The organism is Polynucleobacter sp. Nonnen-W13 (assembly GCF_018881735.1).
Lineage (GTDB): Bacteria > Pseudomonadota > Gammaproteobacteria > Burkholderiales > Burkholderiaceae > Polynucleobacter.
Genome location: NZ_JACVPU010000002.1, coordinates 607,655 through 622,455, shown reverse-complemented (window position 1 = coordinate 622,455; position 14,801 = coordinate 607,655). Strand labels below are relative to the sequence as shown.

Below are 14,801 nucleotides of genomic sequence, written 5' to 3'. Positions count from 1 at the left end.
GAGGGTTAAATGAGATGATTGATCATGTTGACCACTTGGTATTAACTACCGCCAATGAGGGTGAGTGCGTAGATTTTTATACCCGAGTTTTAGGAATGAAATTAGAGAGTTTTATTGGTGGCACGCCACCAGTTGAACGCAAAGCATTTAAGTTTGGCAATCAAAAAATTAATTTGCATATTAAGGGCAAGGAGTTTGAGCCTAAAGCGGATACTCCGACACCGGGTTCCTTGGATTTATGTTTTATTGCTGATAGACCTTTGGTGCAAGTGATTGAAAAACTAAATAAAGAGAGTTGGCCCATTATTGAGGGGCCCATCATTCGGACTGGCGCTACCTCAAAAATTAATTCAGTGTATGTGCGTGACCCTGACCAAAATCTGATTGAAATCAGTGAACTTGTTTAGATTTCTCAGATGACTAAAGAGCAATTTATGAGCATGTTGGTCTTGGATGGATTTCCTGAGCCAACCTTGGTGCAGCGAGAGGCGGGCGGATTTTTGGATGCTCATACACATCCATTCGAGGTCCAGGCCTTTGTGCTTTCTGGGCAAATTGACCTTGTGGTTGATGGCGTCAGGACGGCTTATATTTCTGGCGAAGTGTTTCGCCTATTAGAAAATCAAGTTCATACTGAGCGCTATGGTAGCAATGGCGTTCAATACTTGGCAAGCAGGAAAAATAGTGCTGAGGTTATTTGATTTATATCAAGTACACTTCCCTAATTAGGTTCAGACTATTAGGGTTGTTTGATTACTCTTAATAAGGTGAGTCTATATGAAGCTTGAATTTGTTGGTCCTGCATCCCTTTTAGAAACTGGTGATATCTCTTATCCAGCCATCTTGGATGGCAAAGCTTTTAAATGTAGTTTTAGTTATGAAGCTCTTCAGGACTTAGACCCTGAGGGTGTTGAAAAAAATGCTTTGCAATTATTTAAAACGCATCAATTAAAGCTACTCTCGATAGCTGAGCAAAAGATTCTGAATGGTCATGCTGTAGATGGAGCTGTGCACCTATTTAGCCATGATCTCATTTTAGATTAATTGTTTTTATTAATTTTGTATCCCGTTGCATTAATTAGAAAGAAAATATATGTCATTTAATCACTCAGTCATTTGGATTGACCATCAAGAAGCGCATGTTATTTATTTCAATCCCACCGCTAGTGAGAGCGAAGTCATTAAGACCAGATCTACCCATAAAAACGTCCATCACAAAAGTGGCTCTGTTAGTGGCGCGCGTGCTGAACCAGATCAACATTACTTGCATGAAGTTATTCAAGCGGTGATGGAATCTAAAGAGATTTTGATAGTGGGGCCAGGCTCTGCAAAATTGGATTTGATGAAGCATGCTACTAAACATGATCATGGCATTGCTGAAAAAATAGTTGGTATTGAGACTGTTGATCATCCGAGTGATGGTCAGTTATTGGCATATGCTAAAAAGTACTTTGCCAAAGTAGATGCCTTAAAAGGCGATACCGTTATTACTGGTTGATTATTTATCCCCCTGAAAATGGGGGATAATTTAATGATGTTGCTCATCACTGCCTTCATCATCAATGGATCTTTGGCACTTATTGCGATCCTATTGCATTATGAGGCTCTTTTTCAGCTTGATAAGCTGCTGCCCAAAATAGCTCACATTGCACCGCGTTTTCGGGTATTCGTTGGCGTTGGTGCCATCTTCATGGCGCATGTAGTGGAGATCTGGCTGTTTGCCTTAGGCTACTTCTTTACCTTGCAGTTCCCTGTCATGGGCGGTCTCGTTGGTGAGCTTTCAGGTCATGGCATTTTGTTGGATTGCGCCTACCTATCTTTTGTGACCTTCACAACTTTAGGTTACGGCGAGATTGTGGCGCAAGGCTACCTTCGCTATTTGACTGGAGTGGAAGCGCTGACCGGCTTCATCTTAATTACTTGGTCTGCTTCATTTCTATTTATTGAGATGCAGAAATACTGGACTACTTACAAAGCTAATCGGTATTGACTAATGCCAATCAGCGTGAATTTGTGGTTAAAACTCTTTCATGATTCTGATGGCAAGCAAGCGCGTTTGAACAAAGCCGTTTTTGATTTCTGTATCACGTCCGTATTGCAAAGAGATTCTTCCAATCGGTGTGTGGGCTTGCCCACTTAATAAGAATCTTTGCGTATTGGCAACATTATTTTGATAGTTATTATTAATTGAGGTTGCACCTCCAGCAACGTAAAAGTAAGAGGCTGCTACGGTAAAGATTTGATTGATACGGTAGATGGGGCCCAGCTGAGTAGTAGTCAGTGGCTTTTGAGTCAAAGATCCGTTGGTAGTTAAGCCACATGCAGCAGCACATTCACTATTGCCACCAAACCACATGGTGTCAACCGCAATCATGCCATCTACATTAGAGATGATCGGCGTTTGAAAGCCCATCTGCAAGTCCGTGCGAAAGCGATTCTCACCAACATTAAAGGCTCGCTGACTGGAATAGCTGCCCGTTGGGCTAATAAGGTATCCCGCTAGGCCAAGATAGGTTCTGGTGACTCTGTTGTGATACGGCCATATTGCTGTTGCAATAGTAAGATCACCAACCCCAGTATTACCTGCTTGACTTGCTAGTGAGCCCCCTGGTTGAATAGATCCGTAGGGTAGTTGAATAAAGCTGACTGCTGGCAGGTTGCCAAGATCATACGTTCTGGTACCACGAAAAATTGCACTCTGGGTATCAATGATAGGGCTGCTTAATGCAGCGCTTCCATTTCGGTAGAGCGTGTTGTTCTCGGTATTTAGGTAACTCACCGTGACATAATTTTTATTGGGTAGTGGCGCAACAATATCGTTAGGTTGCAAATCTATTGCCCATGATAGAACTGGTCTGGTTAAGATCAATAACAGTATGGCGGCTCGAATGCAAATCATGGCAAGCGTATTGTAGGGTAATTCAACTGTATTGCTGTTGAAACTGAAGTGCAGTTTGGATAGTCTGAAAATGAATATCTACAGTTGACTGAATTTCTCTGCCATATCCGCCCGCCATACTAAAGGCAATTGGAATTTGGCGATCTAAGCCATACTGAAAAATAACCTCATCTCGCTGTCGTATGCCTTCTTTAGTCAAGCTAAGCTTTCCTAATCGGTCCCCTTCGTGGGGATCGGCTCCAGCTAAGTAAATAATGCAATTGGGCTTAAAGCGCGCATCTAATATTTCTAGGCTTTGATGCAGCGTCGCTAAATAGGCATCATCCCCCGTTTTGTCTGGTAAGCCAACATCAAGATCGCTACGCTCTTTTGTAAAAGGAAAGTTATTTTCCCCGTGAATCGACAGTGTAAATATAGAAGTGTCATTTTCTAAAATAGAGGCAGTACCGTTACCCTGATGAACATCTAGATCAATAATGGCTACTTGCAAGTTGGCACTGATTTCTCTCTGGAGTGCTCGAGCCGCAATGGCAGAGTCATTAAAGACGCAGAATCCACTACCCTTATTACGGTAAGCGTGGTGTGTTCCCCCAGCCAAATTGGCAGCTATTCCTTCTGTAAGTGCAGATTGCGCAGCTGCTAAAGTTGCCCCTGCAGATCTCCGAGAGCGTTCCACCATCTGTGTACTCCAAGGAAAACCAATTTCTTGTTGTTCTTGGGTGCTGAGCTTGCCTTGCAAGACTTTGATCAGATAACCTGGATCGTGAGCGTAGAGTATTTGAGTGTCGGTAATTGCGGGGGCATTCTCAAGCTTGATGCCTTCCAGTTGTGATACTAGATCACGCAATTGTGCATACTTTTCCATCGGAAAGCGGTGTCCGGCTGGAAGTGGTAAAACATAATGATCTGCGTAAAAAGCTTTCAATACATTCTCTTTTGTGATTTTGTTGATAAGTCTATTCGTTTTTAAATAGGTGGGTATGAGCAAGATAGAAAAATCAGGATTTAAGGGAAACAAATCCTATTTACCGAGCAAGTTATGCGTCACTTGTGGCAAAGAAATGACTTGGCGTAAATCTTGGGCTAAAAATTGGGAGTCTATTAAGTACTGCTCTGATACTTGCCGAGCCAATAAATCTTCATCAGCCACTCTTGGGATGAAGTAAATGAGTACGCTGATTTATTGGTTCAAAAATGATTTAAGGCTGATAGATAATCCTGCCTTGCTAGAGGCATGTAATCGTGCTGACCGTTTGCTACCCATCTATATTCATCTCCCGCAAGCTGCTCATGTTTTTGGTTTTCCGAGAGAGGGATTTCATCGCAAGGCTTTTTTAAGGGAGTCCTTGAAAGATTTAAGGGTACAGCTACGTGCTTTAGGATCCGATCTGCTGGAATATGCTGGCGAACCGGCGGATATCCTTGCGCAGTTAGCTCAAGATACGCATGCCAATGCGGTGTATTGTGAGCGTATCGAAGCCCCAGAAGAAATCCGACGGAGCCAAGAGATTCTAGGGCGGGGAATTACACTTCAGGAGTTCTGGCAGTCGAGCATGTTGTCGCCAGACAGCTTACCCTTTACTGCTCAAGATATGCCGGATATGTTTACCCAGTTTCGTAAAAAAGTAGAGTACGCCGGCTTGAAGTTTTCACCACCAGTGATAGCGCCTTCCAAAATTCCTGCCTTGCCAGAGCTTGCACAGATACCCCTAATGCAGAGTTCTCAGGAATTAGATAACTCGATGCATCAGTTTTTGGGTGGCGAGCGCAACGCCCTAGAACACTTGAAACAATACCTTGCAAGACGCTTGCCGGATACCTATAAAGAAACTCGTAATCAACTTATTGGACAAGACTATTCAAGTAAGTTTTCTCCTTACTTAGCCTTGGGTTGCGTTTCTGCAAGGACAATTGTTGCTAAATTAGATGTTTATGAACAAACTCACGGTGCAAACGATGGCATCTACTGGCTTTGGTTTGAGCTGCTATGGCGAGATTATTTCCGTTTTCTACACTTTAAATACGGTATACAACTATATCGAGAAGCAGGTTTGAGCGGAACTCCGATCTCGAAAGGCGGCTACCAGCACTTCGAGTCTTGGCGCACTGGTAGCACTGGTAAATCACTGATAGATGCCGGAATGCGAGAGCTACTCAAAACCGGTTACTTATCTAATCGAATGCGTCAGATAGTTGCCAGTTACTGGATCTACGATTTACAGGGAGACTGGCGTTTAGGCGCCGCTTGGTTTGAGTCTCAGCTGATTGACTATGACGTCTATAGCAATCAAGGTAACTGGTTGTATTTGGCTGGACTAGGAACTGATCCGCGGGGTGGCAGGCGTTTCAATATCGCCAAGCAAGAACAAGATCACGATCCCCGAGGGGAATATCAAAGACTCTGGCTCTGAGAGTATTGGAGTAAGACCTCCATTGATACCTTATCCAAGACCCTAGCGTGAGTGCTTTCTAATTGAATTGTGGGAGCACAGTTCGCCTCTAAGGCTTCGATCCAGCGGTTAAGACAAAGGCACCACTGATCGCCTGCTATGAGGCCTGGGAACTGATATTCAGGGCGTGGGGTGATGAGATCATTCCCTCTTTTAAGGCTAAATTGTAAAAAGTCATTTGTCACAATAGCGCATACCAAATGACTACCTAAATCTTGCTCATTAGTTTTACAGCAACCATCTCTAAAAAATCCTGTCAAAGGATCAAAGGAGCAGGGTACCAAAGGTTGGCCCAATACATTTAAGGTGACGGTATCTTGCATAAAGACTCTTTACTTTGAGAAAAAATAGACTGGTTTTAGGGGCTTGGATATAGCTTGAAAGATAGAGGCTTTCCAGTAGGATCAACTTTCACTAAGACCATATCGCCTGAGTTAATAACCACGCCAACATAAGATTGAATATTGACGTGGTGTGTCACCATGATGATTGGTGTGCCTAGAAACTGTTTTCGCTCAGCTGCAATGAATTTTGTGAGTTCGTCGGTCTGCTTTTTTGCCTGACTCATGTCATCAAAAAATGAACCTAAGGCTACCTCTTTTTTTACATCCCCCTTGTTCAACAGGGTGGCCGTATCAATACAACGACACCAGGGGCTGCTGTAAACCTTCGCCTGTCCAATTCCTTGGCTCGATAGCCAGTCACCAGTATTCTTAGCCTGTTTTCGCCCTTGATCTCCAAGGTTGCGCTGAGTGGAGCATTGCCCGATTTGATAGTTCTTTGGGTCCCCATAGCCAGGCGCATCAGCATGTCTCATTAAGAGAATATGCGTACCGTCATTTAGCTTGTTAGCTAACTCACTCTGCGCTGTAGCCAATTTACTCTGAGTAAAAACTAAGGTACAGGTGATAAAGAAAAAGAATAAACGTAGTTTCATAAAAATAGATAGCCTACCAAGGTAAGCGTTCTCCAGAGTAACTAATAAAAGTCCCTGAATCTTCCCTATCTAGTGAGAGCAAGACATTCAGCATATCTTGCGCGGCATCGAGGGGAGGCCGACCAATTTGCTGACCTTTAAAGGGTTTTGATAGGCGAGAGTTTACTGTTCCGGGATGTAATGCTATGAGTGCGGCATTCGGTTTGGTTCGTGCAAGTTCAATGGCAGTCGTCTTAATCAGCATATTGAGTGCTGCCTTAGAGGCTCGATAGCTGTACCAACCTCCGAGACGATTGTCTTCAATACTACCTACTTTGGCTGAGAGGGTTGCCATGACAGATCCTGATGGATCTAGTAGCTTGGAAAAGTGCCTCATGGTTAGGCCTGGACCAATTGCATTGATCTGTAGCATTGCTTCTAGTTGTTCAGCATTCAGGTCATCTAGTTTTTTCTCTGGCATCCAATCCGCAGAATGCAATATCCCAATGGTATTAATCATCAGCTGAAAGGGCGCTTTTCCAGCGAAAGACTTAGCTGCCTCTTCAATCGTACTGAGATCTTGATAATCAATTGGACTAGGAGATGAGCGATGTATGCCGACCACCTCAGTACATGCTGGATGATTCTCCAGTAACTCCTCAAAGGCGGCACCGATGGTTCCGGAGGAACCAATCACGAGTGCGCGGAAGGGTGTGGGGATAAGTGGCATAAAAACTTGCAATGAGTAGGGTCTCAGCCAGTTTATTGAATAAGTCTTAAACTTGCTTGATGACAACTCGCCTACCCCAAGCGCTTTCAGAAGCAGACCTTTCCAGGTTGATTGAGATGGCCTGGGAGGATCGCACTCCTTTTGAAGCCATTGAAGCTACTTTTGGATATTCTGAGCCTCAAGTGATTGCTTTGATGAGAAAAAATCTCAAACGCAGTTCTTTTGAATTATGGCGTAAGCGAGTCACCGGTAGATCAACTAAGCATATCGCTCTGCGAAGTAAATTGGTAAACCGCGCCTACTGCTCAACTCAGTACAAACAAAAATAAACGTCATGAAAAAGCTCACTATGTTCTATGACGGTCTTTGCCCTTTATGTCAGGCAGAAATTCAATTTCTTTCAGGGCGAAATGAAGCAGGACTGCTGAGCTTTGTTGATATCAATTCTGATTTGTATTCTCCAGAACGCGTAGGGGTCTCTTGCACGCAAGCCTTAGCCTACATGTGCGCGCAATATGATGATGGTGAACTACTTGAGGGTGTGGATGTATTTTCAGAAGCCTATCGTCGAGCTAATCTGCCAAAGCTTGCATGGCTTTTTTCTAGACCTTTACTCAAGCCATTTTGGAATGCAGCTTATCGATTCTTTGCAAAGCATCGCCATACGATTTCAGCGCTCTTAGGTCCTTTTGCTCTGCGTCTCGTTAATAAAAAAGGGTAAGGATATGAAACTGGTTGATAAATTAGTGATTACTTTAGCTCTTGGCACGCTAACTTCAATGAGCCTTGCTAAGGAGCCGCCACATATTAAAAGCATGATGGGTCAAGTCCAATTACAAGGTTTGGGTAGACTGAACTTTTGGGGATTTCATGTTTACGATGCCAATTTATATCGAGGTGCAACCAAGGATTCTCAAGAGTTTGCTCTTGAGCTGCAATACCAGAGAGCCTTCTCCGGCGAGGCAATTGCCAACCGTACGGCACAAGAGATGAAAAATTTAGGTGTAGCTGATTCTCAGGCATCAGCTTGGGGGAAGGAGCTAGCAAGCATTCTTCCTAATGTGGAGCCTGGTCAGACAATTTCTGCCGTTTATACCCCGAAGCAGGGAACCAGTTTCTTTTATGAAGGCAAAAAAATATCCCAAATTCAGGGCACTGATTTTGCAAAAGCTTTTTTTGGTATTTGGCTTGATTCAAAGACGAGTGCACCCAAACTCAGGGTGGACTTATTAGGGCAAGGTTGTCCACCACAACTTATTTCAGGAGCATGCTAAATGCATAAAACTTTTATCGCTGCAAAATGGACATTCTTGGGTTTAGTAATCACAGGTTTATTTGCCTGCTCATCACCTTCGGTAACGCAGTACGCCAATGAGAAGCCCAATCTTGATTTAAGTGAGTACTTCAACGGCACGATAGATGCTTATGGAATATTCACTGATCGTAGTGGCGAGGTCAAAAAACGATTTACCGTTCTGTTGGTAGCGCAGTGGAAAGTGGTTGATGGTAAGAAAGTGGGTACTCTCGATGAAAGCTTTGAATATTCCGATGGTACGAAGCAAAAGCGTATCTGGACTTTGACTGAAACTGCTCCTGGTAAATATATTGGTAGGGCAGATGATGTGGTGGGGGATGCGCTGGGCGAATCGGCTGGTAATGCGCTCAATTGGGCTTACACCTTAGCCTTGCCCGTAGACGGCACAATTTATCACGTGCAATTTAATGATTGGATGTACTTGGTAACGCCTAAGGTCATGCTCAATAAAGCCAAGATGAGCAAATTTGGAATTGACTTGGGTGAAGTGACTTTGAGTTTTTATAAGCGCTAATTGATGTCTTATCAAATTTTCTTATTTATGCTACGGCAAGGAATGCCGGCTTGAAAAAGCTCATACTAATCTTAGGCGATCAATTAGATATCGATAGTGCTGCCTTAAAGGACATCAACCCCAAGTCGGATGAAGTGCTGATGGTGGAGTCTGCCAATGAAGCGCAACATGTTTGGTCTCACAAAGCGCGGATTGCTTTATTTTTATCAGCAATGCGTCATTTTGCTGAGCATCTAAAAGATTTGGGTTTTACTCTCACTTATATTCAACATTCGCCCAAGACCATTGTTGAAGAGCTCAGTAAAAAGATTGGTAGCGGGAAATTTACGCATCTAGTTTGTGTGGAGCCTGGGGAATGGCGTCTAAAGCAATCGATTGAGGCTTTGGCCTTGGGGCTCAACATTGTTTTAGAGATGCGGCAAGACACTCATTTTTATTGCACTCATACAGAATTCAAGGAATGGGTTGCCAATAAAAAAGAGTTGCGACTGGAATACTTTTATAGACTCATGCGTAAAACCCATGGGATCTTAATTGATCAAGAGGGTAATCCTGAGGGCGGGCAGTGGAACTTCGATCGAGATAATCGCAAACCCTTTCCAAAGAAGGGTCCCGGCTTAATTCCACCTCCAGAATTATTTGCACCTGATGCTATTACCAAAAGAGTTTTTGCTGAAGTAGAGGGGCGCTACCCAGATCATCCTGGATCGCTGGCGCATTTTCAGTGGCCAGTAACCCGTCAACATGCGCTTCAAGCTCTGGCAGGATTTGTTGAGCACCGCTTAGCAACATTTGGTATTTACGAAGATGCGATGTGGACTGATACACCGTTTGGTTGGCACTCGCTGCTGTCGAGTTCGCTGAACTTAAAGTTGCTCAACCCCAGGGAAGTCATTGATGCTGTTTTGGTTGCCTGGAAAAAACACGATTTGGAATTGGCGACGGTAGAAGGGTTTATTCGTCAAATCCTAGGTTGGCGAGAATTTGTGCGAGGCATGTACTACCTTGATATGCCGCAAATGGCTTTAGATAATTTTTATGATCACCAAAATCCATTGCCTGCTTGGTACTGGACTGGCAAAACAAAAATGAAGTGTATGCAAGAGGCGATAGGCCAAACCCTGGAGTATGGTTATGCCCACCATATTCAACGCCTGATGGTGACCGGCAACTTTGCATTGCTTGCAGAAATCTTACCTAAAGACGTTTGTGACTGGTATTTGGCAGTCTATGTTGATGCGATTGAGTGGGTAGAGTTGCCCAATACAGCGGGCATGGCCTTATTTGCGAGTGGTGGCCGTTTTACTAGCAAGCCTTATATTGCCAGTGGCGCCTATATCAAGAGAATGAGCAACTATTGTGGCTCCTGCCAATACAAGCCCGATATTCGGTTTGGGGAGGGTGCTTGCCCAATGACCAACCTCTATTGGAACTTTCTCATTAAGCATCGCGTCCAATTTGAGGCTAGCCCACGTACCCGCCTGATGACTGCGAACTTATCCCGCATCAGCGATACAGATCAGCAGGCAATCGCACTCCATGCCAAAAGCCTTCTAGGGGATTTAAGCTCCTTGTAAGGGGCTCACCATATTTATAGCTGGAAAAAACGCATTTTGTGAATTTGTGTCACACTTTCACTATATAAATCAGTAGGTTAAAAAAGTCATGAGAATTGAAGATACCGATCCAGCACGGCATGCTGGCATTGAATATCCCATGGAAGTGGGTGCGCCTGTATTTGCACCGATTAAGGTCTTAGAAGAAAAAGACAAGGCAGTCAATGTCGCACGCCAGAATGCAAAGCTTGAATACGATCGCATCATGGAGCAGGCTGAAGTATTAATGAAGCAAGCACGTTCACTTCAGGCTCGTTTGGATGCTACAGAAATGGTCCATAGTGCCAAATTTAGTTTTAATCCCCTCCATGGAAAAACCTACCATCTCTACTTCGATAGCCGCATTGGCAGCAATGTATTGATTCAAAATGGACCTGATCAGTGGAGTTGTGGCATTCCGGATGCCTGGACTTATTCGATGGCAGTCAAAAAGCTTGGGGATAGCACCTGGGCTATCGTTGAGGAGGATGAGTCTGTCTCATCCTCGCTTGCAGTAAGATAATTTTTTTATAAAAATAATAAGGTGACTTGTGACAACTGCTCGAATTGTTAGTCTTTCAGAACTCGGTAGCGCCGATGTGATTCAATTAATCGATAAAGAGCTTCCAGCTCCAGGCAAAGGGGAAGTGCAACTTCGTCAAACCGCGATTGGTTTTAACTTTATTGATGTGTACCAGCGCTCTGGCGTTTACCCCTTGGAGCTACCAACAGGTTTAGGCCATGAGGCGGTCGGTGTAGTTGAGGCGCTTGGTGAAGGTGTTACGCGATTCAAGCTAGGCGATCGTGTGACGTACATGAATGCTGGTATCGGTGCTTATGCCAGTGCACGCAATGTTGCAGTGGATAAATTGGTTGCAGTGCCAGACAATGTATCCGATGAAATTGCTGCTGCTGTGTTTTTCAAGGCAATGACTGCCCAATACTTAGTTCAAAAAACCTACAAGGTGAAATCTGGGGATGTCGTCTTGGTCCACGCTGCCGCTGGTGGTGTTGGCCAAATCCTATCAGGATGGGCAAAGTCCTTAGGTGCTTTTGTAGTGGGCACAGTAGGATCTGAAGCTAAGTTTGCCGCAGCTAAAGAAGCAGGCTGCGATGCCGTGGTGGACTATTCAAAACCAAATTGGGTTGAAGAGTTTATGAAGGCAACAGGCGGTCGTAAAGCAAATGTAGTTTATGACTCGGTTGCTAAGACTACTTTCTTGGGATCACTCGATTGTGCTGCACCATTTGGCACGGTGGCTTTATTTGGTGCCGCCTCTGGACCTGCTCCAGAGATTCAGCCTGAGATTCTAAATAAGAAGGGTTGCCTTTTCCTAACCAGACCTTCTGTATTCCCGCACAACGCAACACCGGAATTACTTCAAGAAAATGCTCGTGCAGTATTTGATGCGATTGCACAAGGTCGCGTCAAAGTACAGATCGGTGCGAAGTTCAAGCTCGAGCAAGCTGCTGATGCTCATAAAGCTGCAGAAGGTAGAAAAGTTTCAGGTGCGATCGTAATTACGCCGTAAATAAATGTTGAATTATGAGAGCCCCGCTTCGGCGGGGTTTTTTTATTGGCGTTCCGTAGCAATGGTTAGTTTTTTTTGGAGAAATACAATCTCTATAAATTGATGCAGCGCGATATTAAGCCAAGTTCCGCTTTCTCCGCTATAGTTTGAGAAGATAAAAACTCGGAGGCAGTGATGCGTAGATATATTGTGTTGGACACTTTTTTAATGGGAATGGCTGCTGCATTCTTAATGGGTTCCTCATTACTTGCCCAAGCTCAAGCGCCTAGCAAATCTAGTGCGCAGCCTGCAACAGAGGTTCTGTGGTTAGGTCAGGCTGGATTTCGCATCAAAAGTCCTAGCGGCAAGGCGATCTTGATCGATCCATGGATTACTGGCGGTCCGAAAACTCCCGCTATTTATAAGAATGATCTGTCTGCTATTGGCCCGATAGATTTGTTATTGGTAACACATGCTCACGTCGATCACATTGGCGATGCACCTGTGCTTGCAAAAATGAATAACACTAAGTTGTATGGACCTGCAGATATGGTGACCCCATTAATTACTCTGGGAATATTGCCTGCCGATCTTGGTCATCGCTTCAATAAAACTGGTCGTGTTACACCATTGCCTGGTATCAAGGTTACGGCTGTGCAGGCTGAGCACTCCTCTTTACTAGTATGGAAGAATCCGGCAACTGAAAAGATGGAGTCTCATGCGGCAGGTGAAGCGATGGGCTACATCATTGAACTTGAGAATGGCTTCAAAATTTGGCACATGGGCGATACAGGGCTTTTTGGCGATATGAAATTTATTGGCGAGCACTACAAGCCAGATTTGGTAATGATCCCTATTGGTGGTAATTTCACTATGGCGCCGGACGATGCTGCCTTCGCTTTGCGAACCTGGGTAAAGCCAAAAATGGTGATACCAATGCACTACAACTCCAATCCATTGGCGAAGGGAACCTTGGCTGAATTCCAAGAGGCCATGAAGGGCAGCACAATTAAGATTATTCCCATGACTGAGGGGCAGACAGTTCAGTTCTAATTAATGGAACACGCTGTTCAATAGGAATTTTATGGACTCTATTTCGCCTGAAGTCAGAATGCAACTCGCGCCTAATGGCGTTCTATCTGCTGCGGTGTATTTAGGCAACTTCTTATTGGTTACGGGTCGATCATCTTCTGGAGAGCCCACTGGTATCTCACCAGATATCTGCCGCGCTATTGCAAAGCGTTTAGGTGTGGAGTTAAGTTTGATAGGTTTTAATACGCAAGATGAGGTTGTCGATGCCGTCGTCAGTGGAAGATGTGGCATCTCCTTATTGGGCTCCGATCCTGCTCGTGCTCAGAAGCTTACTTTTACTCCTGCCTATGTTGAGCTTGAGGCTAGTTACCTGGTTCCCGCCAACTCCCCCATAACTGAGTTGTCTCAGGTAGATCAGCCAGGGGTGAGGATTGCATCTTTTTACAAAAGTGCTTATGACTTATGGCTACAGCGTAATCTCAAACATGCCAGCTTAGTCCATGCTGATAGTGTGCAAGCGAGTAATGAATTATTCGTCAGCGAGAAATTAGATGTTTTGGCAGGCTTAAAAACTGGCCTAGTGACTGCTTCTCAAAATATTCCTGGCGCCAGAATTCTGGATGGGCAATTTACTGGAATACAGCAGGCGATTGCCACACAAAAAACACACCTAGAGTCGATTGAATTTTTGAATGCTTGTGTAGAAGAATTTATTAGATCTGGCTTGGTTGCTGATCTCATTAGTCAATATCAGGTGCAAGGTCTATCAGTTGCAGCGCTCCCCTAAATATCCTCAGAAAAATAATATGCAAAAGTTACTCCTGACCCTCATTTTGGGCTCAAGCTTCTTTACTCATCATGCTGCGATGGCTCAAGTGGCCACTTACCCAAATCATCAAATTAAAATCATCTCCCCATTTGCTACCGGTGGTATCGCTGATGGTTTTTCACGAATCATTGCTCAGGGATTAAGCGAGGCTTATGGTCAGCCAGTGGTAGTGGAAAACAAAACGGGTGGCGGAGGTAATATTGGGGCTGATTTCGTGGCCAAATCGCCGGCAGATGGCTACACCTTAATTATGGGCAGTATTGGTACGCATGCAGTAAACCCCTACTTGGTGAAGAGCATGCCCTATGATCCATTTAAGGATTTTGTACCGGTAGCTTTTGTGCTTGATGCTGAAGGTTTGTTAGCTGTTAATCCTAGCGTCCCAGTAAAAAATGTCAGCGAGCTCATTACCTACATCAAAGCTAACCCAGGAAAAGTATCTTATGGGTCGGGTGGTATTGGTACCGCTAGTCATTTGGCAGGAGAACTTTTCGTTCTCACCGCAAAGGTTGATATGACACATATCCCTTACAAGGGAAATGCATTAGCAATTACTGATTTGATTGGTGGCCAAACTCAATTAATGTTTGCCACGATGCCTACAATTCTGCCTTATGTAAAGAGCGATAAATTGCGTGGCTTGGCGGTAACAGGTGCCACTAGAGATCCTTCTATGCCGGATTTGCCGAGTATTAGTGAGACGCTGCCTGGATTCGATGTCAAAAATTGGATTGGCTTATTTGCTCCTGCCGGCACTCCGCCTGCCATTGTGAAGAAGCTCAATGCGGAAGTGGGAAAAATTATGCAACAGCCTGCAGTTCAGAAAAAGTTAGAGTCAGAGGGAGCGAAGTATTACGCCATGTCACCCGAGGCTTTTGGGTCATTTCAGAAGAAAGAATCAGTCCGCTGGGGCAAGATCATTAAAAGTGCCGGGATTAAGCCTGAATAGCATCATGATTCAAGTGAGAGGTGCTTCCCCCTCACTCCGCATATAATTGTCTAAGCGCTTG

General features: G+C 44.4%; 22 protein-coding genes. 17 read left to right on the top strand and 5 right to left on the bottom strand.

The genetic code is table 11. The annotated features are described in order from the left end of the window. Positions 1-14: 14 nt before the first annotated feature. The 5 genes from ICN27_RS08530 to ICN27_RS08510 all read left to right on the top strand — a co-directional run bounded on the left by ICN27_RS08530 (position 15) and on the right by ICN27_RS08510 (position 1,990). A complete protein-coding gene (locus tag ICN27_RS08530) occupies positions 15-407 on the top strand; it encodes a VOC family protein (protein ID WP_216269684.1) in 393 nt (130 codons plus the stop codon). A 9-nt stretch (positions 408-416) separates the two neighbouring features. Next, on the top strand, positions 417-701 hold the full coding sequence (locus tag ICN27_RS08525) for a cupin domain-containing protein (protein ID WP_216269683.1): 285 nt from the start codon (positions 417-419) through the stop codon (positions 699-701). 76 nt (positions 702-777) lie between these two features. Beyond that, positions 778-1,044 carry a DUF1488 family protein gene (locus ICN27_RS08520; protein WP_216269682.1) on the top strand — a complete coding sequence of 89 codons (267 nt, stop codon included), beginning with the start codon at positions 778-780 and terminating at the stop codon, positions 1,042-1,044. Between the two features lie 49 nt (positions 1,045-1,093). Next, positions 1,094-1,498 (top strand): translational machinery protein, encoded by a 405-nt coding sequence (locus ICN27_RS08515; protein WP_216269681.1) that lies wholly within the window; start codon positions 1,094-1,096, stop codon positions 1,496-1,498. Positions 1,499-1,531: 33 nt separating this feature from the next. Next, positions 1,532-1,990 (top strand): ion channel, encoded by a 459-nt coding sequence (locus ICN27_RS08510; protein ID WP_215308260.1) that lies wholly within the window; start codon positions 1,532-1,534, stop codon positions 1,988-1,990. Between the two features lie 27 nt (positions 1,991-2,017). On the opposite strand, the gene ICN27_RS08505 is transcribed toward ICN27_RS08510, so the two are convergent. Together ICN27_RS08505 and ICN27_RS08500 are read right to left on the bottom strand one after the other, a co-directional pair. Then, positions 2,018-2,830 (bottom strand): transporter, encoded by an 813-nt coding sequence (locus tag ICN27_RS08505; protein WP_216269680.1) that lies wholly within the window; start codon positions 2,828-2,830, stop codon positions 2,018-2,020. A gap of 91 nt (positions 2,831-2,921) precedes the next feature. Beyond that, positions 2,922-3,824 carry a histone deacetylase gene (locus ICN27_RS08500; protein ID WP_216269679.1) on the bottom strand — a complete coding sequence of 301 codons (903 nt, stop codon included), beginning with the start codon at positions 3,822-3,824 and terminating at the stop codon, positions 2,922-2,924. 55 nt (positions 3,825-3,879) lie between these two features. On the opposite strand from ICN27_RS08500, the gene ICN27_RS08495 reads away from it, so the two are divergent. Continuing rightward, complete coding sequence (locus ICN27_RS08495; RefSeq protein WP_215308255.1) at positions 3,880-4,065, top strand: DUF2256 domain-containing protein; 186 nt, start codon at positions 3,880-3,882, stop codon at positions 4,063-4,065. Further along, on the top strand, positions 4,066-5,310 hold the full coding sequence (locus ICN27_RS08490) for a DASH family cryptochrome (protein ID WP_216269678.1): 1,245 nt from the start codon (positions 4,066-4,068) through the stop codon (positions 5,308-5,310). Here ICN27_RS08490 and ICN27_RS08485 read toward each other — a convergent pair. The 3 genes from ICN27_RS08485 to ICN27_RS08475 are packed head-to-tail and all read right to left on the bottom strand — an operon-like array spanning position 5,292 to position 6,995. Next, positions 5,292-5,672, bottom strand: a complete 381-nt coding sequence (locus ICN27_RS08485; RefSeq protein WP_215308251.1) for a DUF2237 family protein — start codon at positions 5,670-5,672, stop codon at positions 5,292-5,294. The genes ICN27_RS08490 and ICN27_RS08485 overlap by 19 nt on opposite strands. Before the next feature lie 35 nt (positions 5,673-5,707). Continuing rightward, positions 5,708-6,286, bottom strand: coding sequence for a histidine phosphatase family protein (locus ICN27_RS08480; RefSeq protein ID WP_215308249.1), 579 nt, complete (start codon positions 6,284-6,286; stop codon positions 5,708-5,710). 13 nt (positions 6,287-6,299) lie between these two features. Beyond that, positions 6,300-6,995, bottom strand: a complete 696-nt coding sequence (locus tag ICN27_RS08475; RefSeq protein WP_215308247.1) for an SDR family NAD(P)-dependent oxidoreductase — start codon at positions 6,993-6,995, stop codon at positions 6,300-6,302. Positions 6,996-7,054: 59 nt separating this feature from the next. On the opposite strand from ICN27_RS08475, the gene ICN27_RS08470 reads away from it, so the two are divergent. The 10 genes from ICN27_RS08470 (at position 7,055) to ICN27_RS08425 (ending at position 14,740) form a co-directional block, all read left to right on the top strand. Then, on the top strand, positions 7,055-7,324 hold the full coding sequence (locus ICN27_RS08470; RefSeq protein WP_215308245.1) for a TIGR03643 family protein: 270 nt from the start codon (positions 7,055-7,057) through the stop codon (positions 7,322-7,324). Between the two features lie 5 nt (positions 7,325-7,329). After that, positions 7,330-7,716, top strand: coding sequence for a thiol-disulfide oxidoreductase DCC family protein (locus tag ICN27_RS08465; RefSeq protein ID WP_215308243.1), 387 nt, complete (start codon positions 7,330-7,332; stop codon positions 7,714-7,716). 4 nt (positions 7,717-7,720) lie between these two features. Beyond that, positions 7,721-8,269 carry a chalcone isomerase family protein gene (locus tag ICN27_RS08460; RefSeq protein ID WP_216269677.1) on the top strand — a complete coding sequence of 183 codons (549 nt, stop codon included), beginning with the start codon at positions 7,721-7,723 and terminating at the stop codon, positions 8,267-8,269. Next, positions 8,270-8,824 carry a DUF3833 domain-containing protein gene (locus ICN27_RS08455; RefSeq protein WP_216269676.1) on the top strand — a complete coding sequence of 185 codons (555 nt, stop codon included), beginning with the start codon at positions 8,270-8,272 and terminating at the stop codon, positions 8,822-8,824. It abuts the gene before it with no gap. A gap of 50 nt (positions 8,825-8,874) precedes the next feature. Next, positions 8,875-10,401 (top strand): cryptochrome/photolyase family protein, encoded by a 1,527-nt coding sequence (locus tag ICN27_RS08450; RefSeq protein ID WP_216269675.1) that lies wholly within the window; start codon positions 8,875-8,877, stop codon positions 10,399-10,401. An 88-nt stretch (positions 10,402-10,489) separates the two neighbouring features. Next, positions 10,490-10,942 (top strand): DUF2452 domain-containing protein, encoded by a 453-nt coding sequence (locus tag ICN27_RS08445; RefSeq protein WP_216269674.1) that lies wholly within the window; start codon positions 10,490-10,492, stop codon positions 10,940-10,942. 28 nt (positions 10,943-10,970) lie between these two features. Next, positions 10,971-11,951: a zinc-binding dehydrogenase gene (locus tag ICN27_RS08440; protein ID WP_216269672.1), complete on the top strand. Its 981-nt coding sequence runs from the start codon at positions 10,971-10,973 to the stop codon at positions 11,949-11,951. Between the two features lie 174 nt (positions 11,952-12,125). After that, on the top strand, positions 12,126-12,983 hold the full coding sequence (locus ICN27_RS08435; protein WP_216269670.1) for a metal-dependent hydrolase: 858 nt from the start codon (positions 12,126-12,128) through the stop codon (positions 12,981-12,983). Positions 12,984-13,014: 31 nt separating this feature from the next. Then, positions 13,015-13,749 carry a transporter substrate-binding domain-containing protein gene (locus tag ICN27_RS08430; protein WP_216269668.1) on the top strand — a complete coding sequence of 245 codons (735 nt, stop codon included), beginning with the start codon at positions 13,015-13,017 and terminating at the stop codon, positions 13,747-13,749. A gap of 19 nt (positions 13,750-13,768) precedes the next feature. After that, positions 13,769-14,740 carry a tripartite tricarboxylate transporter substrate binding protein gene (locus ICN27_RS08425; RefSeq protein WP_216269667.1) on the top strand — a complete coding sequence of 324 codons (972 nt, stop codon included), beginning with the start codon at positions 13,769-13,771 and terminating at the stop codon, positions 14,738-14,740. The last annotated feature ends 61 nt before the right edge of the window (positions 14,741-14,801 follow it).

Excerpts from the sequence above, each read along its gene's own strand:
- ICN27_RS08530 (WP_216269684.1), top strand. The coding sequence starts at position 15 with ATGATTGATCATGTTGACCACTTGGTATTAACTACCGCCAATGAGGGT.
- ICN27_RS08525 (WP_216269683.1), top strand. The coding sequence starts at position 417 with ATGACTAAAGAGCAATTTATGAGCATGTTGGTCTTGGATGGATTTCCT.
- ICN27_RS08520 (WP_216269682.1), top strand. The coding sequence starts at position 778 with ATGAAGCTTGAATTTGTTGGTCCTGCATCCCTTTTAGAAACTGGTGAT.
- ICN27_RS08515 (WP_216269681.1), top strand. The coding sequence starts at position 1,094 with ATGTCATTTAATCACTCAGTCATTTGGATTGACCATCAAGAAGCGCAT.
- ICN27_RS08510 (WP_215308260.1), top strand. The coding sequence starts at position 1,532 with ATGATGTTGCTCATCACTGCCTTCATCATCAATGGATCTTTGGCACTT.
- ICN27_RS08495 (WP_215308255.1), top strand. The coding sequence starts at position 3,880 with ATGAGCAAGATAGAAAAATCAGGATTTAAGGGAAACAAATCCTATTTA.
- ICN27_RS08490 (WP_216269678.1), top strand. The coding sequence starts at position 4,066 with ATGAGTACGCTGATTTATTGGTTCAAAAATGATTTAAGGCTGATAGAT.
- ICN27_RS08485 (WP_215308251.1), bottom strand. The coding sequence starts at position 5,672 with ATGCAAGATACCGTCACCTTAAATGTATTGGGCCAACCTTTGGTACCC.
- ICN27_RS08480 (WP_215308249.1), bottom strand. The coding sequence starts at position 6,286 with ATGAAACTACGTTTATTCTTTTTCTTTATCACCTGTACCTTAGTTTTT.
- ICN27_RS08475 (WP_215308247.1), bottom strand. The coding sequence starts at position 6,995 with ATGCCACTTATCCCCACACCCTTCCGCGCACTCGTGATTGGTTCCTCC.
- ICN27_RS08470 (WP_215308245.1), top strand. The coding sequence starts at position 7,055 with ATGACAACTCGCCTACCCCAAGCGCTTTCAGAAGCAGACCTTTCCAGG.
- ICN27_RS08465 (WP_215308243.1), top strand. The coding sequence starts at position 7,330 with ATGAAAAAGCTCACTATGTTCTATGACGGTCTTTGCCCTTTATGTCAG.
- ICN27_RS08460 (WP_216269677.1), top strand. The coding sequence starts at position 7,721 with ATGAAACTGGTTGATAAATTAGTGATTACTTTAGCTCTTGGCACGCTA.
- ICN27_RS08455 (WP_216269676.1), top strand. The coding sequence starts at position 8,270 with ATGCATAAAACTTTTATCGCTGCAAAATGGACATTCTTGGGTTTAGTA.
- ICN27_RS08445 (WP_216269674.1), top strand. The coding sequence starts at position 10,490 with ATGAGAATTGAAGATACCGATCCAGCACGGCATGCTGGCATTGAATAT.
- ICN27_RS08435 (WP_216269670.1), top strand. The coding sequence starts at position 12,126 with ATGCGTAGATATATTGTGTTGGACACTTTTTTAATGGGAATGGCTGCT.
- ICN27_RS08430 (WP_216269668.1), top strand. The coding sequence starts at position 13,015 with ATGGACTCTATTTCGCCTGAAGTCAGAATGCAACTCGCGCCTAATGGC.
- ICN27_RS08425 (WP_216269667.1), top strand. The coding sequence starts at position 13,769 with ATGCAAAAGTTACTCCTGACCCTCATTTTGGGCTCAAGCTTCTTTACT.